At 71.4% G+C, this 26,050-nt stretch carries 21 protein-coding genes and 1 riboswitch; of the genes, 14 read left to right on the plus strand and 7 right to left on the minus strand.

What is annotated here, in order from left to right:
* The first annotated feature begins 50 nt into the window (after nt 1-50).
* Together ABZ396_RS15805 and ABZ396_RS15810 are read left to right on the plus strand one after the other, a co-directional pair.
* Nucleotides 51-608, plus strand: coding sequence for a DUF485 domain-containing protein (locus ABZ396_RS15805; RefSeq protein ID WP_358923116.1), 558 nt, complete (start codon nt 51-53; stop codon nt 606-608).
* Complete coding sequence (locus ABZ396_RS15810) at nt 605-2,197, plus strand: cation acetate symporter (RefSeq protein WP_358923118.1); 1,593 nt, start codon at nt 605-607, stop codon at nt 2,195-2,197. The genes ABZ396_RS15805 and ABZ396_RS15810 overlap by 4 nt, the downstream gene beginning before the upstream one ends.
* Nucleotides 2,198-2,211: 14 nt before the next feature.
* On the opposite strand, the gene ABZ396_RS15815 is transcribed toward ABZ396_RS15810, so the two are convergent.
* Entirely contained in the window at nt 2,212-2,904 is a 693-nt protein-coding gene (locus ABZ396_RS15815; RefSeq protein WP_358923120.1) for a response regulator, read from the minus strand.
* Between the two features lie 158 nt (nt 2,905-3,062).
* Here ABZ396_RS15815 and ABZ396_RS15820 point away from each other — a divergent pair, with 158 nt between their 5' ends.
* From ABZ396_RS15820 to ABZ396_RS15830, 3 genes are read left to right on the plus strand one after another with little or no spacing between them, the layout of a single operon-like run.
* Nucleotides 3,063-3,878, plus strand: coding sequence for an ABC transporter ATP-binding protein (locus tag ABZ396_RS15820; RefSeq protein ID WP_358923122.1), 816 nt, complete (start codon nt 3,063-3,065; stop codon nt 3,876-3,878).
* Nucleotides 3,868-4,731, plus strand: a complete 864-nt coding sequence (locus ABZ396_RS15825) for an ABC transporter permease (RefSeq protein ID WP_358923124.1) — start codon at nt 3,868-3,870, stop codon at nt 4,729-4,731. Before ABZ396_RS15820 ends, ABZ396_RS15825 begins: the two co-directional genes overlap by 11 nt.
* A 54-nt stretch (nt 4,732-4,785) precedes the next feature.
* The gene (locus ABZ396_RS15830) at nt 4,786-5,835 is read left to right on the plus strand and encodes an ABC transporter substrate-binding protein (protein ID WP_358923126.1); all 1,050 of its coding nucleotides are present in this window, start codon (nt 4,786-4,788) and stop codon (nt 5,833-5,835) included.
* 18 nt (nt 5,836-5,853) lie between these two features.
* Here ABZ396_RS15830 and ABZ396_RS15835 read toward each other — a convergent pair whose 3' ends face one another.
* The 4 genes from ABZ396_RS15835 to ABZ396_RS15850 form a co-directional block, all read right to left on the minus strand.
* On the minus strand, nt 5,854-6,534 hold the full coding sequence (locus ABZ396_RS15835) for a response regulator (RefSeq protein ID WP_358923127.1): 681 nt from the start codon (nt 6,532-6,534) through the stop codon (nt 5,854-5,856).
* The gene (locus ABZ396_RS15840) at nt 6,531-8,186 is read right to left on the minus strand and encodes a sensor histidine kinase (protein WP_358923129.1); all 1,656 of its coding nucleotides are present in this window, start codon (nt 8,184-8,186) and stop codon (nt 6,531-6,533) included. Before ABZ396_RS15840 ends, ABZ396_RS15835 begins: the two co-directional genes overlap by 4 nt.
* Nucleotides 8,187-8,301: 115 nt before the next feature.
* The gene (locus ABZ396_RS15845; RefSeq protein WP_358923130.1) at nt 8,302-9,246 is read right to left on the minus strand and encodes a sucrase ferredoxin; all 945 of its coding nucleotides are present in this window, start codon (nt 9,244-9,246) and stop codon (nt 8,302-8,304) included.
* A 10-nt stretch (nt 9,247-9,256) separates the two neighbouring features.
* Entirely contained in the window at nt 9,257-10,570 is a 1,314-nt protein-coding gene (locus ABZ396_RS15850; protein WP_358923131.1) for a citrate synthase, read from the minus strand.
* Between the two features lie 320 nt (nt 10,571-10,890).
* On the opposite strand from ABZ396_RS15850, the gene ABZ396_RS15855 reads away from it, so the two are divergent.
* Entirely contained in the window at nt 10,891-11,340 is a 450-nt protein-coding gene (locus tag ABZ396_RS15855) for a hypothetical protein (RefSeq protein ID WP_358923133.1), read from the plus strand.
* A 332-nt stretch (nt 11,341-11,672) separates the two neighbouring features.
* Nucleotides 11,673-12,746: a GTP-binding protein gene (locus ABZ396_RS15860; RefSeq protein ID WP_358923134.1), complete on the plus strand. Its 1,074-nt coding sequence runs from the start codon at nt 11,673-11,675 to the stop codon at nt 12,744-12,746.
* Here ABZ396_RS15860 and ABZ396_RS15865 read toward each other — a convergent pair.
* Nucleotides 12,743-15,199 (minus strand): DNA topoisomerase IV subunit A, encoded by a 2,457-nt coding sequence (locus tag ABZ396_RS15865; protein ID WP_358923193.1) that lies wholly within the window; start codon nt 15,197-15,199, stop codon nt 12,743-12,745. The genes ABZ396_RS15860 and ABZ396_RS15865 overlap by 4 nt on opposite strands.
* Before the next feature lie 268 nt (nt 15,200-15,467).
* On the opposite strand from ABZ396_RS15865, the gene ABZ396_RS15870 reads away from it, so the two are divergent.
* From ABZ396_RS15870 to ABZ396_RS15885, 4 genes are all read left to right on the plus strand, one after another.
* Complete coding sequence (locus tag ABZ396_RS15870; protein ID WP_358923135.1) at nt 15,468-16,871, plus strand: pitrilysin family protein; 1,404 nt, start codon at nt 15,468-15,470, stop codon at nt 16,869-16,871.
* Nucleotides 16,868-18,256: a pitrilysin family protein gene (locus ABZ396_RS15875; protein ID WP_358923137.1), complete on the plus strand. Its 1,389-nt coding sequence runs from the start codon at nt 16,868-16,870 to the stop codon at nt 18,254-18,256. Before ABZ396_RS15870 ends, ABZ396_RS15875 begins: the two co-directional genes overlap by 4 nt.
* A 202-nt stretch (nt 18,257-18,458) precedes the next feature.
* Nucleotides 18,459-18,622: riboswitch (cyclic di-AMP (ydaO/yuaA leader) on the plus strand.
* 12 nt (nt 18,623-18,634) lie between these two features.
* Nucleotides 18,635-19,390 carry a M23 family metallopeptidase gene (locus tag ABZ396_RS15880; RefSeq protein WP_358923139.1) on the plus strand — a complete coding sequence of 252 codons (756 nt, stop codon included), beginning with the start codon at nt 18,635-18,637 and terminating at the stop codon, nt 19,388-19,390.
* 433 nt (nt 19,391-19,823) lie between these two features.
* Nucleotides 19,824-20,519, plus strand: coding sequence for a GntR family transcriptional regulator (locus ABZ396_RS15885; RefSeq protein ID WP_358923141.1), 696 nt, complete (start codon nt 19,824-19,826; stop codon nt 20,517-20,519).
* A gap of 282 nt (nt 20,520-20,801) precedes the next feature.
* Here the strand turns inward: ABZ396_RS15885 and ABZ396_RS15890 are convergent, their stop codons facing one another.
* Nucleotides 20,802-21,083: an HPr family phosphocarrier protein gene (locus ABZ396_RS15890; protein ID WP_030563197.1), complete on the minus strand. Its 282-nt coding sequence runs from the start codon at nt 21,081-21,083 to the stop codon at nt 20,802-20,804.
* Nucleotides 21,084-21,260: 177 nt separating this feature from the next.
* Here ABZ396_RS15890 and ABZ396_RS15895 point away from each other — a divergent pair, with 177 nt between their 5' ends.
* The 3 genes from ABZ396_RS15895 (at nt 21,261) to ABZ396_RS15905 (ending at nt 26,031) form a co-directional block, all read left to right on the plus strand.
* A complete protein-coding gene (locus ABZ396_RS15895) occupies nt 21,261-24,161 on the plus strand; it encodes a GNAT family N-acetyltransferase (protein WP_358923143.1) in 2,901 nt (966 codons plus the stop codon).
* An 89-nt stretch (nt 24,162-24,250) separates the two neighbouring features.
* Complete coding sequence (locus ABZ396_RS15900; RefSeq protein WP_358923145.1) at nt 24,251-24,838, plus strand: DUF5998 family protein; 588 nt, start codon at nt 24,251-24,253, stop codon at nt 24,836-24,838.
* Nucleotides 24,835-26,031: a nucleotide pyrophosphatase/phosphodiesterase family protein gene (locus ABZ396_RS15905; RefSeq protein ID WP_358923195.1), complete on the plus strand. Its 1,197-nt coding sequence runs from the start codon at nt 24,835-24,837 to the stop codon at nt 26,029-26,031. The genes ABZ396_RS15900 and ABZ396_RS15905 overlap by 4 nt, the downstream gene beginning before the upstream one ends.
* Nucleotides 26,032-26,050 lie beyond the last annotated feature (19 nt).

Raw genomic sequence — 26,050 nt, forward strand, 5'->3', positions numbered from 1 at the left:
AGCCAGGGGAAGAAGAGTCAGGGATCTTCCCGATCTGTCCATCCTTGGGCATGCAGTCAAGCAACGGGCGTCACCGCGACGGCGGGGGCGGTCCCGAGAGTTCGGCCGAGAGGCACGAGGACCAGGGCGAGTACGGCACGGCCTCCCGGGAAATCAGATACGAGGACCCCTGGTACGACGCTCTGGCCTCCGGCTGGGGCGAGCTGGACGGCACAGGGGTGCCGGCTCCCGCCGTACCGGCCGCGCGAACGGAGCGGGAGCGGGCGGCCGTTCGCGCCCGCGACGTGTATCTGGAGGTGCAGCGCAGCGCGGCCTTTCAGGAGGTGCGCAGCCGCTACCGGAGGTTCGTGGTGCCGGGAGTCGCCGTCTTCCTCACCTGGTACGTGGGGTATGTGGTGACCGCGACGACCGCGCCCGGGCTGATGGCGAGGCCCGTCGCGGGGGCGGTGAACGTGGCGATGGTCGCGGGCCTCGGGCAGTTCCTCACCACGTTCCTGTTCACGTGGGCCTATGCCCGGCATGCGCGGTTGCGCAGGGACCGTGCCGCGTTGGAGCTGCGCTGGGACACCCAGGAGCTGACCCGCGGCGCCCGGGGTGGTGCATCATGACGGGGCAGCATCAGACCCTGGCACTGCTGCTGTTCAGCGGGTTCGTCGCGGTGACGCTCGGGATCACGACGTGGGTGAGCCGGAGACGGCACGGTTCGGCGGAGGAGTTCTACGCCGGCGGTCGGCTCTTCTCCCCGATGGAGAATGGTTTTGCCATCGCGGGCGACTACATGTCGGCGGCCTCCTTCCTCGGCGTGACCGGGCTCATCGCGCTCTTCGGCTACGACGGGCTGTTGTACGTGGTCGGCTTTCTGGTGGCGTGGCTGGTCGTGCTGTACCTGGTGGCCGAACTGGTCCGCAACTGCGGGCGGTTCACGCTCGCCGATGTGATCGCGGCGCGGATGCGGGAGCGGCCGGTGCGGATCGCGGCGGGAACCTCCTCGATCACCGTGTCCGTTCTCTATTTGGTGGCGCAAATGGTGGGGGCGGGCAGCCTGGTCGCGCTGCTGCTGGGGCGAACGAGCGCAGCCGCGCAGGCGTGGACGGTCATCGGGGTCGGCGCGCTGATGGTGATCTATGTGTCATTGGGCGGGATGCGGGCCACCACCTGGATCCAGATCGTGAAGGCGGTCCTGCTGCTCAGCGGGACGGTGGTGCTGACCGTTCTGGTGCTGCTGCGGTTCCACGGCGACATCGACCGGCTGCTGCTCACCGCCGCCGACCGGAGTGGACACGGGAATGCCTTCCTGGCGCCGGGGCTCAAGTACGGCGGCAGCTGGAGCGCGCGGCTGGACTTCATCAGCCTGGGGCTGGCGCTGGTACTGGGCACGGCGGGGCTGCCACACATTCTGTCCCGCTTCTACACGGTGCCCACGGCGCGCGCGGCCCGGCGTTCGGCGGTCTGGTCGATCGGACTGATCGGCGGCTTCTACCTGATGACGATCGTGCTCGGCTTCGGGGCGGCGGCCCTCGTCGGACCGGACGCGGTGCGCGCGTCGAACGCGTCGGGGAACACGGCCGTTCCGCTGCTGGCGCTCGACCTGGGCGGCGGCGCGGGCTCCACAGGCGGAACGGTTCTGTTCGCGGTCGTGGCGGCCGTCGCCTTCGCGACCATCCTCGCGGTGGTCGCCGGGATCACCCTCGCCTCCTCCGCGTCCGTCGCCCATGACCTGTACGCCTCGCTGCGCAGGCCGCACGCCAAACAGCGCAGCGAGGTGACGGTGGCGCGCATGGCGGCGGTCGGCATCGGTGTAGTGGCCATCGCCCTCGGTCTGCTGGCCCGCGATCTGAACGTCGCCTTCCTGGTGGGGCTGGCCTTCGCGGTGGCGGCGTCGGCGAACCTGCCGGTGCTGCTGTACTCGCTGTTCTGGCGGGACTTCACGACCCGCGGTGCGGTGTGGGCCGTATACGGCGGGCTGGTTCCGGCCCTGGGGCTGGTCGTGCTGTCCCCGGTGGTGTCGGGAAGCCCGGGCGCGCTGTTCCCGGCCGTGGACTTCCAGTACTTCCCCCTGCAGAACCCGGGGATCGTCTCCGTCCCGCTCGGCTTCCTCGCCGGCTGGCTCGGCACGGTCACCTCGGACGAGGTCCCGGACGAGGCCAAGCACGCGGAGACCGAGGTGCGGTCGCTGACCGGGGCGGGGGCCGTGTGACCCGTTCGGAGCCGCTACGGCGCCACCCAGGCGTACCGGTGCTCCGGGCGGCCTGTGTCGCCGTACTTCAGGGAGAGGCGGAGCCGGCCCGCCTGTTCCAGGTGGCGGAGGTAGCGCTGGGCGGTGGAGCGGCTGAGACCGGTCTCGGCGGCGACCTCATGTGCGGACAGCGGGTGGCCGGCGCGGTGCAGGACGCCGCAGATGAGGTCGGTGGTGGGTTCGGAGTGGCCGCTGGGCAGCCCGGGCGGGGACGGTGCTGGTGAGGTGCGCAGCGCGCCGAAGATCCGGTCGACCTGCTCCTGGCCGGTCAGGCCGCGGCCGCCGACCCGGTCGACGGTGCGGCGCAGGGCCGCGTAGGAGTCGAGGCGGGCGCGCAACGCGGCGAAGGTGAACGGCTTGACCAGGTAGTGCAGGGCGCCCAGGCGCATCGCCTTCTGGACGGTGGTCACGTCGCTGGCGGCCGTGATCATGATGACGTCGGCGCCATGGCCCTGTTCCCGCATGCGGTGGACGAGTTCGAGGCCGGTCTGGTCGGGCAGATAGTGGTCCAGCAGGACCAGATCGATGGTGCCCCGCTCCACGGCGGCCAGGGCCTGGGCGGCGCTGTGCGCGCGGGCGGCCACCCGGAAGCCGGGAACCTTCCCCACGTACTTGGCGTTTATCTCGGCGACGCGGAAGTCGTCATCGACCACCAGGACGTCAATCATCAGGCCTCTCCTTCAAGGCCGGCGAGCGTTAAGCCCGTGTTTCGTCTGCGCAGTTGTAGCGCGAGCAAAACGAGCACAACAGATGCTTGCGAGCAAAAGAACGGCTTGCGCCCAGAAGACTGCTGCTGTGGTCCCGGCCACACCTACCGTCCCGGCCCATGAGCACAGACAGCAGCCCCGCCATCGAACTGCGGGCGGCGAGCAAGATCTTCAAGACCCCGTCGGGGGGTCTGCACACGGCCGTCCGAGGCCTCGACCTCACCGTCGGGCGCGGTGAGTTCGTGGCCGTGGTAGGACCCACGGGCTGTGGCAAGTCCACCACGCTGACCCTGGTCAGCGGGCTGGAGGAGCCCAGCGAGGGCGAAGTGCTGGTGGCCGGTGAGCCGGTCGACGGTGTCGGCGACAAGGTCGGATTCGTCTTCCAGCAGGACGCCACGTTTCCCTGGCGGACCGTGCTGTCCAATGTGATGGCCGGCCCCCGCTTCCGGGGCGTGCCCAAGGCGGAGGCGAAGGAGAAGGCCCGCGCCTGGCTGGCCCGGGTCGGCCTCGCCGCATTCGAGGACCGTTACCCGCACCAGCTCTCCGGCGGCCAGCGCAAGCGCGTGGCGCTCGCCGCGACCTTCGTCAACGACCCGGAGATTCTGCTCATGGACGAGCCGTTCTCCGCGCTCGACGTGCAGACCCGGGCCCTGATGTCGGACGAACTGCTGGAGCTGTGGGAGGGCACGGGCGCCTCGGTCGTCTTCGTCACCCACGACCTGGAGGAGTCCATCGCGCTGGCCGACAAGGTCGTCGTCATGACCGCCGGGCCCGCGACCGTCAAGCAGGTCTTCGACATCGACCTGCCCCGCCCCCGCAAGGTCGAGTCGGTGCGTCTGGAGCCGCGGTTCATCGAGATCTACCGCGAGATCTGGGAGTCCCTCGGCGAAGAGGTCCGCATCACCCGTGAGAGGGGTGCCGCTCATGTCGCCTGAGGTTCTCAGCACACCGGTCGTCGACACGGCCAAGGCCCCGGACCGCGCCCGGTCGCGGGCCCAGGCCGCCCGCAGACGCAAGGTGATCGTGCTCGCCGTGCGCGTGCTGCTGCTGGTGGCCGTGCTCGGGCTCTGGGAGGTCCTTTCCCGGGCCGCGGTCATCGACCAGTTCAACTTCTCGATGCCCTCGAAGATCTGGGACCAGATCTGGACCTGGGTGACCCACGGCACCGCGCTCGGCCCACTCGGCGAGCAGATCTGGTACACCCTCTACGAGGCGCTGCTCGGCTGGGTCATCGGTGTCATCGCCGGTGTCATCTGCGGTATCGCACTGGGGCGGATCAGCTTCCTCGCCGATGTCCTCGGCCCCTACATCAAGGTGCTCAACTCGATCCCCAGGATCGTGCTCGCCCCGATCTTCGTGATCTGGTTCGGGCTCGGGGCGTCCTCCAAGGTCGCCTCGGCCGTCGTACTGGTGTTCTTCCCGGTGTTCTTCAACGCCTTCCAGGGCGCCCGCGAGGTCGACCGCAACCTGGTCGCCAACGCCCGGATCCTGGGTGCGAGCGACCGCAGGGTGACCCTCCAGGTCGTCATCCCGTCCGCCACCTCGTGGATCTTCACCAGCCTCCACGTCAGCTTCGGCTTCGCCCTCATCGGCGCCATCGTCGGCGAGTACATCGGTGCCACCAAGGGCATCGGCCTGCTCGTCGCGCAATCGCAGGGCACCTTCAACGCGGCCGGTGTGTACGCCGCGATGGTCATCCTCGCCGTCGTCGCGCTCGCCGCCGAAGGGCTGCTGACCTTCGCCGAGCGCCGCATCTTCCGCTGGAAGCCGTCGGACTCCGACAGCTGACCGGCCCCCTGCTCCTCCTCCCCGCACCGCCCTCTCACAAGGACGTGAACCGACATGCGCAAGTCCGCCAGATACACCACCCTGGCCGCCGCCGGCCTGCTCGCCCTCTCCTCCCTCACCGCCTGTGCCAACGACGCGGCGAGCACCGCCACCGGCAGTAAGGGCGGCGGCAAGGGGACGAAGGTCAAGATCATGGTCGGTGGCCTGGACAAGGTCATCTACATGCCGGCGATGCTCACCCAGCGACTCGGCTACTTCGACGCCGAGGGCCTCGACGTGGAGATGCTGAGCGAGCCGGCCGGCGTCCAGGCCGAAACGGCGCTCGTCTCCGGTCAGGTCCAGGGGGCTGTCGGCTTCTACGACCACACGCTGGACCTGCAGACCAAGGGCAAGTCGGTGGAGTCCGTCGTGCAGTTCTCGCACGCGCCCGGCGAGGTGGAGATCGTCTCCACCAAGGCAGCCGGCGACATCACCTCGCCCAAGGACTTCAAGGGCAAGAAGCTGGGCATCACCGGCCTCGGCTCCTCCACCGACTTCCTCACCAAGTACCTCGCCGTCAAGAACGGCGTGAAGGTCAGCGAGTTCACACCGGTCGCCGTCGGCGCGGGCCCGACTTTCATCTCGGCGCTCCAGAAGGGCGCCATCGACGGCGGTATGACGACCGACCCGACGGTCGCGACGGTCCTGGACAAGAAGGCGGGCAAGGTCCTGCTGGACATGCGGACGCCGGAGGGATCCCAGAAGGCGCTCGGCGGTCCGTACCCGTCGTCAAGCCTGTACATGCAGACGGACTGGGTCAACGGTCACAAGGACACCGTCCAGAAGATGGTCAATGCATTCGTCAAGACGCTCAAGTGGATGTCCACGCACAGCGCCTCCGAGATCGCGGCCAAGATGCCCGCCGACTACTCCCAGGGCAACAAGACGCTCTACACGGAGGCCATCAAGAGCACGCTGCCGATGTTCACCGACGACGGTGTGATGCCCCAGAACGGTCCCGAGACCGTTGAGAAGGTGCTCAAGGCATTCAATCCGAACATCCAGAACGCCAATGTCGACCTCAGCAAGACGTTCACGACCGAGTTCGTCGAGGCCGCCAAGTAGCGGCGGGGCTGAGCTCGTTCAGCCGCGGGTCGCCCACACGTAACGGTGTTCGGGGCGGCCCGCGTCGCCGTATTTGAGGGTCAGCCGGGCCCGTCCGGTGCGCTCCAGGAGCTTCAGATAGCGCTGGGCGGTCTGGCGGCTCACCCCGGTCCGCTCGGCGATCTCCTGGGCTGACAGCGGGCCCTCGGAGTTCATCAGGGACTGGCGCACCAGTTCGGCGGTGGTGGGGGAGTGCCCTTTGGGCAGGTCCGGCTCGGAGGTCGTGGACAGGACGCCGAAGATGCGGTCCACCTCGGCCTGTTCGGCCTCGCCGCCGCCGTCCAGGGTGCGCCGCAGCTCGGCATACGCCTCCAGCTTGGCGCGCAGCCCCGCGAACGCGAACGGTTTGACCAGGTACTGCAGGGCGCCGTGGCGCATGGCCGCCTGCACGGTCGACACGTCCCGGGCCGCCGTCACCATGATCACGTCGGTCTGGTGGCCGCGCCGGCGCATCTCCTGGACCACCGCGAGGCCCGTGTCGTCGGGCAGATAGTGGTCCATGAGGACCAGGTCGAGATGGGGCAGCGCCTCCAACTGGCCCAGTGCCTCGGCCGCGTTGTGGGCCTCTCCGGCCACATGGAAGCCCGGCACCTTCTCGACGTAGGCGGCGTTGACCCGGGCGACCCGGGTGTCGTCGTCCACGACCAGGACCTCGATCATCGCGTCTCCTCGTCGGCCGGGATGAGCGCCGGTGCCGGCTCCGGCTCGGTCAGCGCCTCGGGGAGCACGACGGTGAACTGCGCGCCCCCGCCGTCCGCCTCGCCCACGGTCGCCCTGCCGCCCTGCCGTTCGGCGAGCCGGCGCACCAGGGAGAGGCCGATGCCGCGCTTGCCGTGCGCGGGCGGCTTCTTGGTGGACCACCCCTCGGTGAAGACCAACTCCCGTTGCTCCGCCGGGACCCCGGGTCCGGTGTCGCGCACCCTGAGGACGATCGCGCGGCCCTCGGCGCACAACTCGACTTCCACGCGCGCGTGCGGAGTGCCGGCGACCGCGTCCAGCGCGTTGTCCACGAGGTTGCCCACGACCGTGACCAGGCCCCTGGGGTCGATCAGCCGGTCCGGGAGCCGGGTGCGGTCCGACACCCACAGGGCGACTCCGCGCTCGGCCGCGACGGTGGCCTTGCCGACCAGCAGGGCGGCCAGCAGCGGATCGTGGATCTTCTCCGTGACCTGCTCGGCGGTGACCCGGTGGTCGCCCACCACCTCCCCGACGAACTCCACGGCGTCTTCGTACATCTCCAGTTCCAGCAGCCCGAGCAGGGTGTGCATACGGTTGGCGTGCTCGTGGTCCTGGGCACGCAGGGCGTCGATCAGCCCGCGGGTGGAGTCGAGTTCGCGGCCGAGCTGCTCCAGCTCGGTGCGGTCGCGCAGGGTGGCGACGGCGCCGCCGTCGTCGGTGGGCATGCGGTTGGCGACCAGGACCCGCTGGCCGCGCACGGTGAGCAGATCGGTGCCGGCCACCCGGCCGGCCAGCACATCGGTCGTACGGCCCTCGCCGAGCGCGTCGTCGGGGGACCGGCCGACGGCTTCGTCGCCGATGCCCAGGAGCCGGCTCGCCTCGTCGTTCAGCAGGCGGATGCGGCCGCCGCGGTCGAGGGCGACGACGCCCTCCCGGATGCCGTGCAGCATCGCCTCGCGCTCCGCGAGTAGCGCCGAGATGTCCGAGAAGGCCAGGTCACGGGTCTGTCGCTGGACCCGTCGGGAGATCAGCCAGGCGGCCAGCGCGCCGACCGCGAGGGCGCCGCCGGCGTACGCGAACAGCCCGGGGATCGCGCTCAGCAGCCGCGCCCGCACGCTGTCGTACGCGATACCGACCGAGACCGCCCCGATGATCCTGTGGTCGCTGTCGTACAGCGGCACCTTGCCCCGCGCGGAGCGCCCAAGGGTGCCGTCGTCGATCTGCATGACCTCCTTGCCGGCCAGCGCCTCCCTGGGGTCGGTCGAGACATGGCGGCCGACCTCCGAGGGCGTGGTGTGGGACCAGCGGAACCCCCGCAGGTCCATCACCACGATGTACTCGGCGTGGGTGGCCTTCCGGATCCGCTCCGCCTCCTTCTGCACCGGCCCGTCCGTGCTCGGCCGGGTGGTCAGGACGCCCTCGGCTATCTGCGGGTCCTGTGCCGTGGTCTGGGCGATCGCCAGTGCCCTGCGCATCGCCTCCTGGTCCAGCTGCTTGCTCAGCGGTGCCAGGAAGAGTCCGGTGGCGAGCACCGCGACCCCCGCGGCGATCGCGACCTGCATCAGCAGGACCTGCGAGAACGCCCGTCGGGGCAGGCCGAGGCGCAGGCGGCGTGCGGGGGGAGTGGGGCTCATACCCACGACGGTACGTGGGGGTGCGGGCGCGGCCGTAGGGGGTGTGGCGTGGATCTCTTGACTGTTCCTTGGGGAAAACCGTCTCCGACCGTCCCCGACCGTCTGCAGGGCCACGTCAGCTCGCCAGAGCCGTCGCCGTCCGCAGTTCCCGCAGCGACACGACGTCCATCCGGGCCGGCGACCCCAGCGCCGACACCCCGCAGCTCTCCGGGCGGGGCGGCAGCGAGGCGCCCTGAGCCACGGCGACTCGCCAGCGGCGGCCGTCGGCGTGGGCGACGGTGACGTCCCAGCGCGGGGCCGCGCCCTCGGTCCGTACGACGCTCAGCACGCCGGCCGCGTACTCGCCCGCCGCCTCGCGCACGGCCAGCTCGGCCGCCTGGCCGGGCCGTTCCCATGCGGAGCACCCACGGCAGCCCTCCAGCACCACACGGCCCTCCTGGGCGGCGTGCAGGACCTCCTTGACGGCATGTGCCTCGGCGCGGCCGTACGCGTAGCCGTACGGCAGGACGAGCACCGTCGGCGAGAAGCGATGGCCACCCAGATGGGTGACCTCCCAGGTGCCCGCTACGCCGGACGCGGCCAGCTCGGCGGCGAGCGGGCGGCCCAGCAGGGCGCAGCAGCGGTCGCGCTTGCCATTGGTGCAGACGAGCGCGAGGGGACTGCCCGAGTGCGGCCGGCCGCCGAGCGCCGCGCCGAACGAACGGTGGTCGCCCGCGCCGAGCGCGGCGAAGTCGAGGCCGAGCAGTCGCGCGGGGTCGCGGGTGGAGGTGCTGTGCAGCCAGACGTTGCCGGGAACCGTGTGGGCCGCGTACACCTGGCGGACGGCGGAGGTGCCCGGATCGGCGTGGCGGCCGGCGCGGCGGATGAGCGCGATCCGCACCCCGGTCCCCTTGGCCGCGGCCTCCAGAGCGCGGCCCAGGGCGGGGTCCAGGTGGCTCGAGGTGAGCGCCTTGGCACCCCACGGGCCGGGCTGTTCCAGCAGCAGCCACGTCGTCGCGGTCGCCGCGGTGCCGGAAACGGGCTCGTCGAGCATCCGGGAGACGGTTGCGCACCTACTCACAGAGGTGAGCCTAACCTGACTTGGCCCAGGATGACTTCCGGCCTCGCCCGTTCGCCCCTGCGGCGGGGTTATCCGGCAGGGGCTGCGGCGGTTTCGGACCGACGTAATGACCGCTGGGACGCATCCGCAGCGGGCGCTCCCCGTACTCCTCCAGGGCGTGTGCGATCCATCCCGCCGTTCGGGCGACGGCGAAGATCGTCTCGCCCGCGGTGGCGGGCATACCGCAGGAGGCCGTGAGGACGGCCAGCGCCAGGTCGACGTTGGCGTGCAGCGGAGCGTGCCGAGCGGTCGTGGCGACGACGTCCCGGGCCGCGAGCAGGGCGGGCTCCGCGCGGGGGACCTCCTCCAGGAGGCCGAACAGCACACGCGCGCGTGGGTCCTCGCCCTCGTAGAGACGGTGCCCGAGTCCGGGGATACGGCGGCCCGCGCGGAGTTCGTCCGCGATCACCGGGACGGCGGTGCCCTGGTCGAGGACGTCGAGCAGCATCCGGTGGGCGAGGCCGCTGGAGGCGCCGTGCAGTGGGCCTTCGAGGACGCCGAGCCCGGCCGACACGGCCGCGTACGCGTGGGCCCGGGCGGAGGCGGCGACCCGGACCGCGAGCGTGGAGGCGGCCAGGTCGTGGTCGACGAGCAGCGCGAGCGCCGTGTCCAGGACGCCCAGCGCGGCGTCGCTGGGGTCGATGACGGTCAGCCGGCGCCACAGACGGTGGGCCAGCGGGCCGTGGTCGTGCCGGCGCTCGCGCTGCACCGGCAGTGCGGCGACGAGCGTGGGGATCAGCAGGCGCGCGGTGCCGAGTACGGCGTCGTCGGACAGGTCGAAGCGCAGTGGATCCTGGGCGGCGGACGCGATGGTGGCGACCCGCAGCCGGTCGGTGGGGGAGGTGTGCTCCGGCAGCGCGTCGACGGCCCGGCGGGCGACCGCGACGGCGGCCTCCGGGGCGGTGAAGGTCATGCCGGGGGTCATCCGGCCCGTCCACAGCCACTCGGCCACCTCCTCGTAGGAGTGCCGCGCGGCGAGTTCGGTGGCGTCGACGCCCCGGAAGAAGTAGCGGTCCTTCTCGATCAGCGTGATCCGGGTGCGCACCGACAGATCCCCGCCGGACCCCGGACTCCCGGCGGCTTCCCGCCTGTTGCGCCGGGCGAGCGCATCCACCTCGTCGGCGTCGAAGGTGCTGGCGCGGCCACCGGGCTCACGCCTGCTGCTGAGCTGACCGCGGCTCACATAGGCGTACACGGTCTCGGGCTTCACGCCGAGCAGCTCGGCGGTCTCCTTGGTGCTCAGCCGTCGCGCGGGACTGCCTGGAGCGGGTTGTTGATCGCGCATGGCGCCACCGTAGCCGTGTCCGGTGAAGGTTGATTCAATCAATATTGGCACGCATTTCATCGGGTAAGGACAGTCGAATGGTCAGGGCCGCCGAGCGCGTCGCCCCCCGGTGGCGCCGCACACTGCCGCGATCACAGCGCGTACCGAGGACGCGCCTCTGCCTGTCTTCGCGAGTGTCCCTGGCTCACCCCCCCGGGTTGAGACCAGGGGGTTCCACGGGCGCGATAGACGCCTCGCCGCACAAGAGTGGGTCCGGAATCGGGAAGCCGGACGTCATGGCTCCAGGCCGCACGGCGGCAGAGATGACAAGGACTTCAGAAATGCGCACGGACATATGTGGACCGCTGAGCGACGACGCCGTATGGGTCAGGGGTGTCACGGGGATCAAGCTCCATCACACGACGGACCTCCAGGACGCCGGCCGGTTCCTGGGCAACGCCGCGATGGCGATGCGGGCCGCGCACGTACGGACCGGCGACGACCGTTATTCCTCTCTCGTCGGTCAGGTCAAGGCCGTGCTGACAGAGGCGCGCGAGCTGGAGGACGAGGCGCGGGCGGACGTGCGCCGGCTGCATTCCGCCGACCCCGAGAAGTTCATCCGCTGCCGCGAGGGGGAGGAACCGTGGCCCGGCGAGATCGAAGCCGGCTTCATCCCACGGCACACCTGCAAGGACGAGTGCCTCTACCACGCCCACAACGTCCTGGACGCCATCACGCAGTGCATCTGCGGGCGGCCCCCGTGCCGGGCCTGCGCCATCGAGGTCGGTTGACCCGGGACTGTGCCGTGCCCGGTCGAGCACGGCACTCCGAGGCGGACGTCGCCACCGCCTGCACGGGGAGTTCGAGACGCTGCACGCCGGCGACGAGGCGTTCATCGGATTCTCCCAGGCCATGATCCTCAGCCGCCGTCTGGGCCGCCCGGGTATCCGCCCGCGGCCAGAGCAGTCTCGGTGGGCTGCCGCGGCATGAACCGTCCCGACGGCAACAAGGGACGCCTCGCCGGGTTGGCCGGCCCACCGGGACGACGGGACTCAGTTCCGGCGGCGGGTCGTTTCCTATCCTGGACCGGCCCACCTCCCGCCCGCGTGAAAGAGGCCCCCCGTTGGAGCACCACCGCAGCCCCCAGCAGATCCCGGTAGTCGTGCTCGCCGGATTCCTGGGCTCCGGGAAGACCACGCTCCTCAATCACCTGCTGCACCGCGGCGGAGGGAGCCGGATCGGGGCGATCGTCAATGACTTCGGGGCCATCGAGATCGACGCGATGGCCGTGGCCGGCGCCCTCGGCGACTCGACGGTCTCGCTCGGCAACGGCTGCCTGTGCTGCGCCGTCGACGCGAGTGAACTGGACCTGTACCTGGAGCGGCTCGCGAACCCCGCCACCGGTATCGACGTCATCGTCATCGAGGCGAGCGGTCTCGCCGAGCCCCAGGAACTCGTCCGGATGCTGCTCGCCAGCGAGCACCCCGGCATCGTCTACGGCGGCCTGGTCGAGGTCGTCGACGCCGCCGAGTTCGCCGACACGCGCGCGAAGCACCCCGAGATCGACCGGCATCTTGCCCTCGCGGACCTGGTCGTCGTCAACAAGCTCGACCGGGCCGAGCCGGGCGGTGAGCGTGTCCTCGGGCTGGTGCGCTCCCTCAGCGACCCCGGGGCCGCTGTCGTCCCGGCGACCTACAGCCGTATCGACCCCGAGTTCCTCTTCGACTGCCGGCCCAGCGAGGAGCGCGTCGGGCAGCTGTCCTTCGACGATCTGCATGAGCATGACGGCGGTGCCGAGCATGAGGGGCATCTGCACACCGGGTACGACAGTCTTTCCTTCGTCTCCGGCGATCCCCTCGATCCCCGCCGGCTCATGGCCTTCCTCGACAGCCGGCCCGAGGGGCTCTACCGGATCAAGGGATACGTCGACTTCGGGCCGTACGACACCGGGAACCGGTACGCCGTGCATGCCGTGGGCCGGTTTCTGCGGTTCTACCCGGCGCCCTGGGGACGGGACGAGGAACGGCTGACGCAGCTCGTCCTCATCGGCTCCGGCATCGACGCGCCCGCCCTGGGCAAGGAGCTGGAGGCCTGCACGAGCGACGCCCCGCACGCCGACGAGCACGGCATGTGGGGCGTCCTGCGCTACGTACAGGGCCTGGAGCAAGGTCCTGAGGAGGATGCGTACGAGGCTTAGACCGGCCCCGCCACCACCCACACCGTCTTCGGCAGCGACACACCCGAACCGTCCCGGCGCGGGTCGGGCTCCGGAAGGTCGGCCGGCGTGCCGTTCTTCTGGGCCGCCTTCGCCGGAACCGGGCCCGCCCAGGCGAAGGCCAGGCAGTCCTCGCCCTTGAGCAACCGCTGGCAGCGCACACCGCCGGTGGCGCGGCCCTTGCGCGGGTACTCGTCGAACGCGGTCAGCTTGGCCGTCGTCTGCACCGAGTCGTCGAGCGTGCCGCGCGAGCCGGCCACCGTGAAGACAACCGCGTCGGCCGCCGGGTCCACCGCCGTGAAGGAGATGACCTTCGCGCCCTCCGTGAGCTTGATGCCCGCCATACCGCCCGCCGGACGGCCCTGCGGACGCACCTGGGAGGCCTGGTAGCGCAGCAGCTGTGCGTCGTCGGTGATGAACACCAGGTCCTCCTCGCCGGTGCGCAGCTCCATCGCGCCGACGATCCGGTCGCCCTCTTTGAGGGTGATGACCTCCAACTCGCCCTTGTTGGTCGGGTAGTCGGGGACCACGCGCTTGACCACACCCTGCTCGGTGCCGAGGGCGAGACCCGGCGAGGACTCGTCCAGCGTGGTCAGGCAGACCACCGACTCGCCGTCCTCCAGGGAGAGGAACTCGGACAGGGGCGCACCGCCCGCGAGGTTCGGAGCGGTCGCCGTCTCCGGGAGCTGCGGGAGGTCGACCACGTTGACACGGAGCAGACGGCCGGACGAGGTCACCGCGCCGACCTCGCCGCGGGCGGTCGCCGGGACCGCCGAGACGATCACGTCGTGCTTGGCGCGCTTGCCGTCGGAGTCCACCGGGAACGGCTCGCCGTTCATCGTGCGCGCCAGCAGCCCCGTCGAGGAGAGCAGCACCCGGCACGGGTCGTCGGCCACCTGGAGCGGCACCCCGGCCGCCGGGGCGCCCGCGGCCTCCAGCAGGACCGTGCGCCGCTCGGTGCCGAACTTCTTCGCCACCGCTGCCAGTTCGGCGGAGACCAGCTTGCGCAGCTCCGCGTCCGACTCCAGGATCCGGGTCAGCTCGGCGATCTCCGCGGTCAGCCTGTCCTTCTCCGCGTCCAGCTCGATGCGGTCGTACTTGGTCAGCCGGCGGAGCGGCGTGTCCAGGATGTACTGGGTCTGGATCTCCGACAGCGAGAAGCGCTCCATCAGGCGCTCCTTGGCCTGCGCGCTGTTGTCGCTGGCGCGGATCAGCCGGATGACCTCGTCGATGTCGACGAGGGCCGTCAGCAGGCCCTCCACCAGGTGCAGCCGGTCGCGACGCTTGGTGCGACGGAACTCGCTGCGCCGGCGGACCACGTCGAAGCGGTGGTCGAGGTAGACCTCGAGGAGCTCCTTCAGGCCCAGGGTGAGCGGCTGGCCGTCCACCAGGGCGACGTTGTTGATGCCGAAGGACTCCTCCATCGGCGTCAGCTTGTAGAGCTGCTCCAGGACCGCCTCGGGCACGAAACCGTTCTTGATCTCGACGACCAGACGCAGCCCGTGCTCGCGGTCGGTGAGGTCCTTGACGTCGGCGATGCCCTGCAGCTTCTTGGAGTTGACAAGGTCCTTGATCTTGGCGATGACCTTCTCGGGGCCGACCGTGAAGGGCAGTTCGGTGATGACCAGGCCCTTGCGGCGGGCCGTGACCGTCTCCACCGACACCGTGGCGCGGATCTTGAAGGTGCCGCGGCCCGTCTCGTACGCGTCCCGGACGCCCTCCAGGCCGACGATCCGGCCGCCGGTGGGCAGGTCGGGGCCCGGAACGTGCTTCATCAGCGTGTCCAGGTCCGCGTTCGGGTACCGGATCAGATGGCGGGCGGCCGCGATCACCTCGCCGAGGTTGTGCGGCGGCATGTTCGTCGCCATGCCGACCGCGATGCCCGACGAGCCGTTGACCAGCAGGTTCGGGAAGGCGGCGGGCAGCGCCACCGGCTCCTGCTCCTGGCCGTCGTAATTGGGCGTGAAGTCGACCGTGTCCTCGTCGATCGACTCGGTCATGAGGCTCGTCGCCTCGGCCATCCGGCACTCGGTGTACCGCATGGCGGCCGGCGGGTCGTCGTTGCCCAGCGAGCCGAAGTTGCCGTGGCCGTCGACCAGCGGGACGCGCATCGAGAACGGCTGGGCCATGCGCACCAGGGCGTCGTAGATCGACGCGTCGCCGTGCGGGTGCAACTTACCCATCACTTCGCCGACCACGCGCGCGCACTTCACATAGCCGCGCTCGGGGCGCAGCCCCATCTCGTTCATCTGGTAGACGATCCGGCGGTGCACGGGCTTGAGACCGTCGCGGGCGTCCGGCAGGGCGCGCGAGTAGATGACCGAGTACGCGTACTCAAGGTAGGAGCCGCGCATCTCGTCCACGACGTCGATGTCGAGGATCCTCTCCTCGTACGAGTCGTCGGGCGGCGGGGTCTTCGTGCTGCGGCGGGCCATCGCTGCCGGCTCCTTGCTCATGCGTGAACGGGATCTGACGCGGACCATTGTGGACCGCGGCACTGACAACCCGGGCCGGGACCCGGTCTCCGCGGGCCGCCCCCGGTGCCTCGGAGGCGTTCGAGAACGGGTGGGACGCAGGCTACGCGATCCGCTGTGGGCGTACGTCGTGCGGGAACTTCGCCGGGCCCCGGCACGCTTGCATACAGTGGCAGGACTGGCAGAAAAACCGCGGTTCGAGACCGCTCCAGCGAGCGAAGGGACGTACATGCCCATGGGTCACACGACCACGGCCGAGACAGGCTCCGGAGGCCTGACAGCGACCGAGCACCGCTTGGCCAACGGTCTGCGCGTGGTGCTCTCCGAGGATCACCTGACCCCGGTCGCGGCGGTCTGCCTCTGGTACGACGTCGGTTCCCGGCACGAAGTCCAGGGCCGTACCGGCCTGGCTCACCTTTTCGAGCACCTGATGTTCCAGGGCTCCGCCCAGGTGGACGGCAACGGCCACTTCGAGCTCGTCCAGGGCGCCGGCGGCTCGCTCAACGGCACCACCAGCTTCGAGCGCACCAACTACTTCGAGACCATGCCCGCCCACCAGCTGGAGCTCGCCCTCTGGCTGGAGGCCGACCGCATGGGCTCCCTGCTCGCCGCCCTGGACGACGAGTCGATGGAGAACCAGCGGGACGTCGTCAAGAACGAGCGCCGCCAGCGCTACGACAACGTCCCCTACGGCACCGCCTTCGAGAAGCTGACCGCGCTCGCCTACCCGGAGGGCCACCCCTACCACCACACGCCGATCGGCTCGATGGCGGACCTGGACGCGGCCACCCTGGAGGACGCCCGGGCGTTCTTCCGTACCTACTACGCGCCCAACAACGCGGTCCTGTCGGTCGTCGGCGACATCGACCCGCAGCAGACCCTCGCCTGGATCGAGAAGTACTTCGGTTCCATCCAGGCGCACGACGGCAAGCCCGCCCCACGCGACGGTTCGCTGCCCGACGTCATCGGCGAGCAGCTGCGCGAGGTCGTCGTGGAGGAGGTGCCCGCGCGCGCGTTGATGGCCGCCTACCGGCTCCCGGAGGACGGCACGCGCGCGTCCGACGCGGCCGACCTGGCCCTCACCGTCCTCGGCGGCGGCGAGTCCTCCCGCCTGTACAACCGGCTCGTACGCCGCGACCGGACGGCCGTCGCCGCCGGCTTCGGCCTGCTGCGGCTGGCCGGTGCGCCCTCCTTGGGCTGGCTGGACGTGAAGACCTCTGGTGACGTCGAGGTGCCGGTCATCGAGACCGCCATCGACGAGGAACTCGCCCGGTTCGCCGAGGAGGGTCCTACCCCCGAGGAGATGGAGCGTGCCCAGGCACAGTTGGAGCGCGAGTGGCTGGACCGGCTGGGCACCGTCGCGGGCCGCGCGGACGAACTGTGCCGGTTCGCCGTCCTGTTCGGTGACCCGCAGCTCGCCCTTAGCGCCGTCCAGCGCGTCCTCGCGGTGACCCCGGAAGAGGTCCAGGAGGTCGCCAAGGCCCGCCTGCGGCCGGACAACCGCGCGGTGCTGGTCTACGAGCCCAAGTCCCCGGAGGCGGTCGAGGACGCCGACGTCCCCGAGGACCCCGAGGCCGAGGCCACGGTCGAAGCCGCCACCGACGAGCACGACGACGAGGAGACGGCCAAGTGACCGAGCTCGCCACCATGGACTTCCACCCGCGGCCCCAGCCTGGCGAGGCCCGGCCCTGGGCCTTCCCGGCCCCCGAGCGCGGCACCCTGGACAACGGGCTGACCGTGCTGCGCTGCCACCGCCCCGGCCAGCAGGTCGTCGCCGTGGAGGTGCTCCTGGACGCGCCCCTGGACGCCGAGCCGACCGGCCTGGACGGCGTCGCCACGATCATGGCGCGTGCCTTCTCCGAGGGCACCGACAAGCACTCCGCCGAGGAGTACGCCGCCGAGCTGGAGCGGGCCGGCGCCACCCTCGACGCCCACGCCGACCACCCCGGCGTCCGGCTCAGCCTGGAGGTCCCGGCCTCCCGCCTGGGCAAGGGGCTCGGACTGCTCTCCGACGCGCTCAGGGCGCCCGCCTTCGCCGACAGCGAGGTCGAGCGGCTGGTCCGCAACCGCCTCGACGAGATCCCGCACGAGCTGGCCAACCCCAGCCGCCGGGCCGCCAAGGAGCTCTACAAGGAGCTGTTCCCGTCGACCGCGCGGATGTCCCGCCCGCGCCAGGGCACCGAGGACACCGTCGAGAAGATCGACTCGGCCGCCGTACGCGCGTTCTACGACCGGCATGTCCGCCCCGCCACCGCCACCGCGGTCGTCGTCGGCGACCTGACCGGCATCGACCTGGACGAGCTGCTCGGCGAAACCCTGGGCGCCTGGCGCGGCTCCACCGCCCAGCCCCGGCCCGTGCCCCCGGTGTCCGCCGACGACACAGGCCGTGTCGTCATCGTGGACCGCCCCGGAGCCGTTCAGACGCAGCTGCTCATCGGCCGCGTCGGCCCCGACCGGCACGACCGCGTCTGGCCCGCCCAGGTGCTCGGTACATACTGCCTGGGCGGCACCCTCACCTCCCGGCTGGACCGCGTCCTGCGCGAGGAGAAGGGCTACACCTACGGTGTCCGTGCCTTCGGGCAGGTCCTGCGGTCCGCCCCCGACGCCAGCGGCGCCTCGATGCTCGCCATCAGCGGCTCCGTGGACACCCCGAACACCGGCCCGGCCGTCCAGGACCTGTGGACGGTGCTGCGCACCCTCGCCGCCGAGGGCCTCACGGACGCCGAGCGCGACGTCGCCGTGCAGAACCTCGTCGGCGTGGCGCCGCTCAAGTACGAGACGGCGGCGGCCGTCGCCGGCACCCTGGCCGACCAGGTCGAGCAGCACCTGCCCGACGACTTCCAGGCCACGCTCTACCGGCAACTGGCCGCCACCGGCACCGTGGAGGCAACCGCGGCGGTCGTGAACGCCTTCCCGGTCGACCACCTGGTGACCGTCCTCGTCGGCGACGCGGCGCAGATCAAGGAGCCCGTCGAGGCCCTCGGCATCGGCGAAGTGACGGTCGTCGCAGCTGAGTAGCCGGACGAGCGGCACGCGCGCGTGAAGCGGCCCTGGTGACTGCCATGTCACCAGGGCCGCCGAATGTCCGAATTGGGGCGGAGGTTGCCTGTCTGCCCTGTGGGATGCGCGACAAAAACCGTGATCCGTTTGGGCATTGCGAGGACGCCCTCGTAGGTTCTTCCGGTCTGTCCGTCAGGCAGTGCGCCGCGCCCGCGGCACCGGACAGTCATCGCCGAGTCCCCGTACGGCGCGAGCCAGGGGAGCCGGGGACCCACGCAGTCCCTGGGGTGAATCGGGCGCCCGCGCGAGCCGCGAGGGGGCCCGTAGGAGACCTTCCTGCTCCGAACCCGTCAGCTAACCCGGTAGGCGAGAGGGAAGGAAAGGACCAGCCTCTACATGGCGTTCATGTGCGCCTCCGGGAAGCACCGCCGCCCCGGCCGGGTCAAGCGCACCACCGCGCAGGCCGCCGGCATCGCGGCCCTCACCACCACGGGTGTCATCGGCACCGTCTCGGCCGCCCCGGCGCTCGCCGCCGAGAACTCCGTCGAGCAGACCGGCCTCACCCCGGTCATCACGGTCAGCGACTCGATCGCCGACCAGATCGACGCCCAGGCCGCCGCGCAGAAGGCCGCCGCCGAGCGCAAGGCGGCCGAGGAGGCCGCGCGCAAGAAGGCCGCGGAGAAGGCCAAGAAGGAGCGCCAGGCCAAGGCGCGCGCCGCACGGGAGGCCGAGCGCAAGCGCCTCAACGCCTTCGTCGCGCCGATCTCCGACTCGTACGTCTCCACCGGTTACAAGACCGGCGGCTCCCTGTGGTCCTCCGGCGCCCACACCGGCATCGACTTCCACGCCGCCAGCGGCACGGTGGTGCACGCGGTCGGCACCGGCACGGTCGTCTCCACCGGCTGGGGCGGTGCGTACGGCAACCAGATCGTCATCAAGATGGCCGACGGCATGTACACCCAGTACGGCCATCTGTCGTCCATCGGCGTCTCGGTGGGACAGAAGGTCACCCCCGGCCAGCAGATCGGCCTCTCCGGCGCGACCGGCAACGTGACCGGCCCGCACCTCCACTTCGAGGCCCGCACGACGCCCGAGTACGGCTCGGACGTCGACCCGGTCGCCTACCTCCGCAAGCACGGCCTGAACGTCTGACACCACCACGGCGCCCCCTCGCGCGAGCCCGGCGCGGCCGCCCCGCGCGAGCCCGGCGCGCACCCCCCGTGCGCGGGCGCACGGGCGCACGCGCAAGACAGCCCGGCGTGCGCGCCCCGCGCGAAGCCCCGTGTGCGCGCCCCATCGCCGAGCACCGGCCGAGCACCGGCCGAGCACCGTATGAGGATTCCGCACGCGCGGCGGCGCGTACACCGCCCGGCCACGCGAGCACGGTGGTGAACATGTGACGTCACATGGCGAGAGCCCCGAAGCCCCGGTCCCGGAGTCGGGGCTTTCGTCGTTTTCGTGACCCCACTGTCCAAAAAATATGCATGGATTCCGGGCCGCCGTCGGAAATTCCGGCTCATTGCAATAGAGTCACGGAAGGACGTCACTCGGCGGCGTTTCACGGGGATTAAGGCGGAGGTCGGACATGCGTATTCCGGCGCACTCGGTATGCACGGCGATCCGGGACGACATCGTCGCGGGTGTCTACGAGCGCGGCAGCCGGCTCACCGAAGAACTCCTGGCCCGCCGCTACGGCGTCTCACGCGTCCCCGTCCGCGAGGCCCTGCGCACCCTGGAGGCCGAGGGCTTCGTGGTGACGCGCCGGCACGCGGGCGCGTGCGTCGCGGAACCCACCGAGCAGGAGGCCGCCGACCTGCTGGAGATGCGCCTGCTCCTGGAGCCGCTCGGCGCCTCCCGGGCCGCCCAGCGCCGCACCGAGGCCCACCTCAAGGTGCTGCGCGGACTCGTCAGGCTGGGCCAGGAACGGGCCCGCAGGGGCGGCAGCGAGGACCTGCGCTCCCTGGGCGGCTGGTTCCACGAGACGCTCGCCCAGGCCACCGGCAGCCACGCCCTGACCTCGACACTCACCCAGCTGCGGCACAAGATCGCCTGGATGTACGCCGTCGACGCCCCCGCCAACCCGGTGGAGTCCTGGGCCGAGCACGGCGCCATCGTGGACGCGGTGACGCGTGGCGACGGTGAGCGCGCACGGGCGATCACCGCCCTGCACACCGAGCGGTCCACGGTCTCCCACCGGCTGCGCTTTTCCGGCGGCACGGACCGGGTGAACGGTGTGAGGACTTCGCAACACCCCGTAAACATGCCGAGCCTGCGGCATTAACACCGGCGCCGTATACAAAGAGGTGTTATTCGGCGGAGCGGTATTTCCGTTGCCCTCTGTTGCTCTCCGCTGCCCGTATTTCGCGCGCGCCTGGAATTTCCGGTGGCGCGTCTTCGGTGTGCCCGGCGGGGAATTAAACTATGCCCGGTGCAGAATCCGGCCCCGTATAAAGGGCGGCCGTTCATAAAGACCGGCTCCGAGCGAAGTCCGGCCGGAAACGGCGAGGCCGCGCCACACCCTCGGAGGGGTGACGCGGCCTCGGTCGTGCGGGCGCCATGGCGCTCAGACGGTCTCGGGGAGCTCCTCAAGACCCTCGGCGACCAGCTTGGCCAGGCGGTCGAGGGCGGCGTCCGCACCCTCGGCGTCGGAAGCGAGGACGATCTCCTCGCCGCCCTGGGCGCCCAGGCCCAGGACAGCCAGCATGGAGGCCGCGTTGACGGGGTTGCCCCCGGCCTTGGCGATCGTCACCGGGACGCCTGCGGCCGTGGCGGCTCGGACGAAGATGGAAGCGGGGCGGGCGTGGAGACCCTCGGCCCAGCCGACGTTGACGCGGCGCTCAGCCATGTGATGCTGCCCTTCAGTACTCAGGGTTGTCTAGACCAGTTTCCCATATCGTGAAGCATGCCCGGAGCCGGACGTGAGCCCCTCCGGGTGTGTCGTCGGACCGCGGCCTCGGTCCGACTTCCGTCCCCCACAGACTGCCTCGCGCCACTGTCGGACGCGAGCCGTACTCTGGGGCCCATGCAGACCCCGGCGGACCGGCAGGACCGGCACGAGTACCCCTCCCACTGGGAGGCGGACGTGGTGCTGCGCGACGGGGGTACCGCGCGCGTCCGGCCCATCACCGCCGACGACGCCGACCGCCTGGTCAGCTTCTACGAGCAGGTCTCGGCCGAGTCGAAGTACTACCGCTTCTTCGCGCCGTACCCCAAGCTCTCCGCCAAGGACGTCCACCGCTTCACGCACCACGACTTTGTGGACAGGGTGGGACTCGCGGCCACCATCGGCGGCGAGTTCATCGCCACCGTACGCTATGACCGCATTGGCGCCGGCGGCATGCCCGCCTCCGCGCCCGCCGACGAGGCCGAGGTCGCCTTCCTCGTCCAGGACGCCCACCAGGGCCGGGGCGTCGCCTCCGCACTGCTGGAGCACATCGCGGCCGTCGCGCGGGAGCGCGGGATCCGCCGGTTCGCCGCCGAGGTGCTGCCCGCCAACACCAAGATGATCAAGGTGTTCACGGACGCCGGCTACACCCAGCAACGCAGCTTCGAGGACGGCGTCGTACGCCTGGGCTTCGACCTGGAGCCCACGGACCGCTCGGTCGCCGTCCAGCGCGCGCGGGAGCAGCGGGCCGAGGCCCGTTCGGTACGACGGCTCCTGGCACCCGGTTCCGTGGCCGTGATCGGCGTCGGCCGCGCGCCCGGCGGCGTCGGCCGCAGCGTCCTCGGCAACCTCCGGGACGCCGGCTTCACCGGCCGCCTGCACGCCGTGAACCAGGCCTTCCCCGAGGACTTCAAGGAGGTCGACGGGGTGCCCGCGCACCGCTCCGTGCGCGACATCGACGAACCGGTCGACCTCGCCGTCGTCGCCGTACCCGCCGAGCACGTCACGGACGCCGTCACCGACTGCGGCGAACACGGCGTCCAGGGGCTCGTCGTCCTCGCCTCCGGGTATGCGGAGAGCGGCCCGGACGGCCGCGAACGCCAGCGCGAACTCGTCCGGCACGCGCGCACGTACGGCATGCGGATCATCGGGCCGAACGCCTTCGGGATCATCAACACCGCCGACGACGTACGGCTGAACGCCTCCCTGGCACCCGAGATGCCCCGCCCCGGCCGCATCGGCCTCTTCGCCCAGTCCGGCGCCATCGGGATCGCCCTGCTGTCCCGGCTGCACCGGCGGGGCGGGGGCGTCACCGGGACCACGGGCGTGTCGACCTTCGTGTCGTCCGGCAACCGCGCGGACGTGTCCGGCAACGACGTCCTTCAGTACTGGTACGACGACTCCGAGACCGATGTCGTCCTCATGTACCTGGAGTCCCTCGGCAACCCGCGCAAGTTCACCCGCCTCGCGCGGCGCACCGCGGCGGCGAAGCCGCTGGTCGTGGTGCAGAGCGCCGGCTCGGCGCCGCAGGGGCACGCGGTGCGGGCCACACGGCTGCCGCACGCCACGGTGTCCGCGCTGCTCCGGCAGGCCGGGGTGATCCGCGTCGACACCATCACGGAGCTGGTCGACGCCGGGTTGCTGCTCGCGCGCCAGCCACTGCCGGCCGGGCCCCGGGTGGCGATCCTCGGAAACTCGGAGTCGCTGGGGCTGCTGACGTACGACCGGTGCCTGGCGGAGGGGCTGCGGCCGGCACGGCCGCTGGACCTGACGACCGGGGCGACCGGGGCGGACTTCCACCGGGCGCTGACGGACGCGCTGGCGGACGAGTCCTGCGACGCGGTGGTCGTCACCGCCATTCCGACCATCGGGGAAGGGGCGGTCGGGGACCCGGAGCTGGCGGAGGCCCTGCGGTCGGCGGCCGAGGAGGTTCCTGGGAAGCCCGTGCTGGTGGTGCATGTGGAGCTCGGGGGGCTCGCGGAGGCGCTCTCGGCCGCGGGGCGCACCGCACCGCAGACGGGTGCCATGGCACCCGTCGCTGCTGGCGGTGCCCCTCCGTCCCGGCCTGCGCAACGATCGCCCCTGGCGGCCGAGGCACCGTCCACCGCGGGAGCCGCCCGGACACCGCCCGCCGCTGTCACCGAGGCCGCCAAGCCCCCCACCCCCCACCCCTGCTCCCATCTGATCCCCGCCTACCCCGCTGCCGAGCGCGCCGTCCAGGCCCTCGCCGAAGCCGTGAAGTACGCGCAGTGGCGGCGGGAGGCCGCCGATCCCGGGAGGGTGCCCGAGTACGACGACATGGACGAGAAGGGGGCCGCCGAGCTGATCGGCGCGCTGCTGGAGCGCGGGGAGGGGCTCACCCTCGGGACCGAGCAGACCTGTGCGCTGCTCGGCAAGTACGGCGTCGACGTGCACCGCGCGCTGCCCGCCCCCACCCCCGAGGCCGCCGTCGCGGCCGCCCGTGACCTCGGCTACCCGGTCGCCCTCAAGGCCACCGCCCCTCACCTGCGCCACCGCGCCGACCTGGGCGGAGTACGGCTCGACCTGGCCGACGAGGAACAACTGCGCCGGGCGTACGCCGAGTTGACCGGGCTGTTCGGACCGCCGCAGGAGCTGCGCCCGGTGGTGCAGCGGATGGCCCCCCGGGGTGTCGACACCGTCGTGCGGGCCGTGATCGACCCGGCGGCCGGCGCTGTGCTCTCCTTCGGGCTGGCCGGGGCCGCCTCGCAGCTGCTCGGGGACACGGCCCACCGTCTGGTCCCGGTCACGGACCGGGACGCGACCTCGCTGGTGCGGTCGATCCGCACCGCGCCCCTGCTGTTCGGCTGGCGCGGCTCGGCCCCCGTCGACACGCCCGCCCTGGAGGAACTGCTGCTGCGCGTCTCCAGACTGGTCGACGACCACCCCGAGGTGGTCGCGGTCACCCTGGAACCGGTCGTGGTAGCCCGGCACGGCGTCAGCGTCCTCGGTGCCACCGTCCGCCTCGCGCCGCCGCCCGCCCGCGACGACCTGGGCCCGCGGACCCTGCCCGCGTACTGACGCCGGCGAACACCCGCCCCCGCGATGGCGTTCGAGAAGGTGCGTCGACTGGCCCGGACCCCCCTTGCCCACGGATTAGGATGGACGCCATGGCCAAGACCAGTACGACGACCCAGGGGCTGCGCGTCGCGATCGAGCGCAGCGGCTACTACCCGGCCCTCGTGGCCGAGGCGGTGGAGGCTGCCGTGGGCGGTGAGCCGATCCGGTCGTACCTGGTCCACCAGGAGACGACGTTCGACCAGAACGAGGTGCGGCGGCATGTGACCGTGCTCGTCCTCACCGGCAACCGCTTCATCGTCAGCCACACCGACGAACAGGCCGCCGACAGCACCTCCCCGACGCCGTACGCGACGACCTCCACGGAGTCGGTCAAGCTCGGCCGGATCTCGTCGGTCGTGGTCAGCCGGGTCGTGGCCAACCCGGAGCAGTACACGCCGGGCACCCTGCCCCGCGAGATCGTGCTGACCATCGGCTGGGGCGCCGTCTCCCGCATCGACCTGGAGCCCGCCGCCTGCGGTGACCCCAACTGCGAGGCCGACCACGGCTATACGGGCAGCTCCACGGCGGACGACCTCAGCCTGCGCGTGAGCGAGGCCGGGGACGGCCCGGAGACGGTGCGCCAGGCGCTGGCCTTCGCCCAGGCCATCTCCGAGGCGACCGCGGACGTCACGGACTGATGGCGTACGCCGCCTGGGACCATCCGGAACCGCTCGCCCTCGGCTCCGCGCCGCTGCCCGAGTACGGCAGCGGCTCCCTCGCCGACCTGCTGCCCACCCTGGCCGCCGGGATGGCCGTACCCGGAATGACCGCGTCGATCGCGGAACTGACGGCCGCCGACCGCAACTGCGTCTTCCTGATCGACGGTCTGGGCTGGGAGCAACTCAGGGCCCACCCGGACGAGGCCCCGTTCCTGACCTCGCTGCTCGGCAGCTCACGCGGCGGCACCGGACGGCCCATCACCGCCTGCTACCCGGCGACCACCGCGACCTCCCTCGCCTCAGTCGGCACCGGTCTGCCGCCCGGCGCGCACGGCCTGCTCGGCTACACCGTCCGCAATCCGGCCACCGGCGAGCTGATGAACCAGCTGCGCTGGCAGCCGTGGACCGACCCGGCCGCCTGGCAGCCGTATCCCACCGTCTTCCAGCTCGCCCAGAAGGCGGGCGTGCACTCCGCCCAGGTGTCCTCCCCGACCTTCGAGCACACCCCGCTCACCAAGGTCGCGCTCAGCGGCGGAACGTTTCACGGTCGGCTGACCGGCGAGGAGCGGATGGACTCCGCGGCGGAGCAACTGGCCGCCGCCGACCGCTCTTTGGTGTACACGTACTACGCCGAACTGGACGGCGCCGGGCACCGGTACGGCGTCGACTCCGACACCTGGCGCGGCCAGCTGATGCACGTCGACCGGCTGGTGCAGCGGCTCGCCGAGCAGCTCCCGCCGCGCAGCGCGCTGTACGTGACCGCCGACCACGGCATGCTCGACGTGCCGTTCGACGAGCAGCACCGCATCGACTTCGACGAGGACTGGGAGCTGCGGGCCGGCGTCGCCCTGCTCGGCGGCGAGGGCCGCGCCCGGCACGTCTACGCGGTGCCGGGCGCCCAGAACGACGTCCTGACCTGCTGGCGCGAGGTACTCGGCGAGCAGTTCTGGGTGGCCTCCCGGGACGAGGCGATCGCGGCCGGCTGGTTCGGCCCGCCGGGCCGGTTCGACGAACGGGTGTACGGCCGGATCGGTGACGTCGTCGCCGCCGCGCACGACGACGTCCTGATCATCGCCTCCGAGCGGGAGCCCAAGGAGTCGGCGATGGTCGGCAACCATGGCTCGATGACCCCTGCCGAGCAGCTCGTCCCGCTGCTCGAAGTACGCTCCTGACACTCTGCCCGCACGGCCT

It is taken from the genome of Streptomyces sp. NPDC005866, assembly GCF_040629895.1.
In the GTDB taxonomy this organism is placed as follows: Bacteria; Actinomycetota; Actinomycetes; order Streptomycetales; family Streptomycetaceae; genus Streptomyces.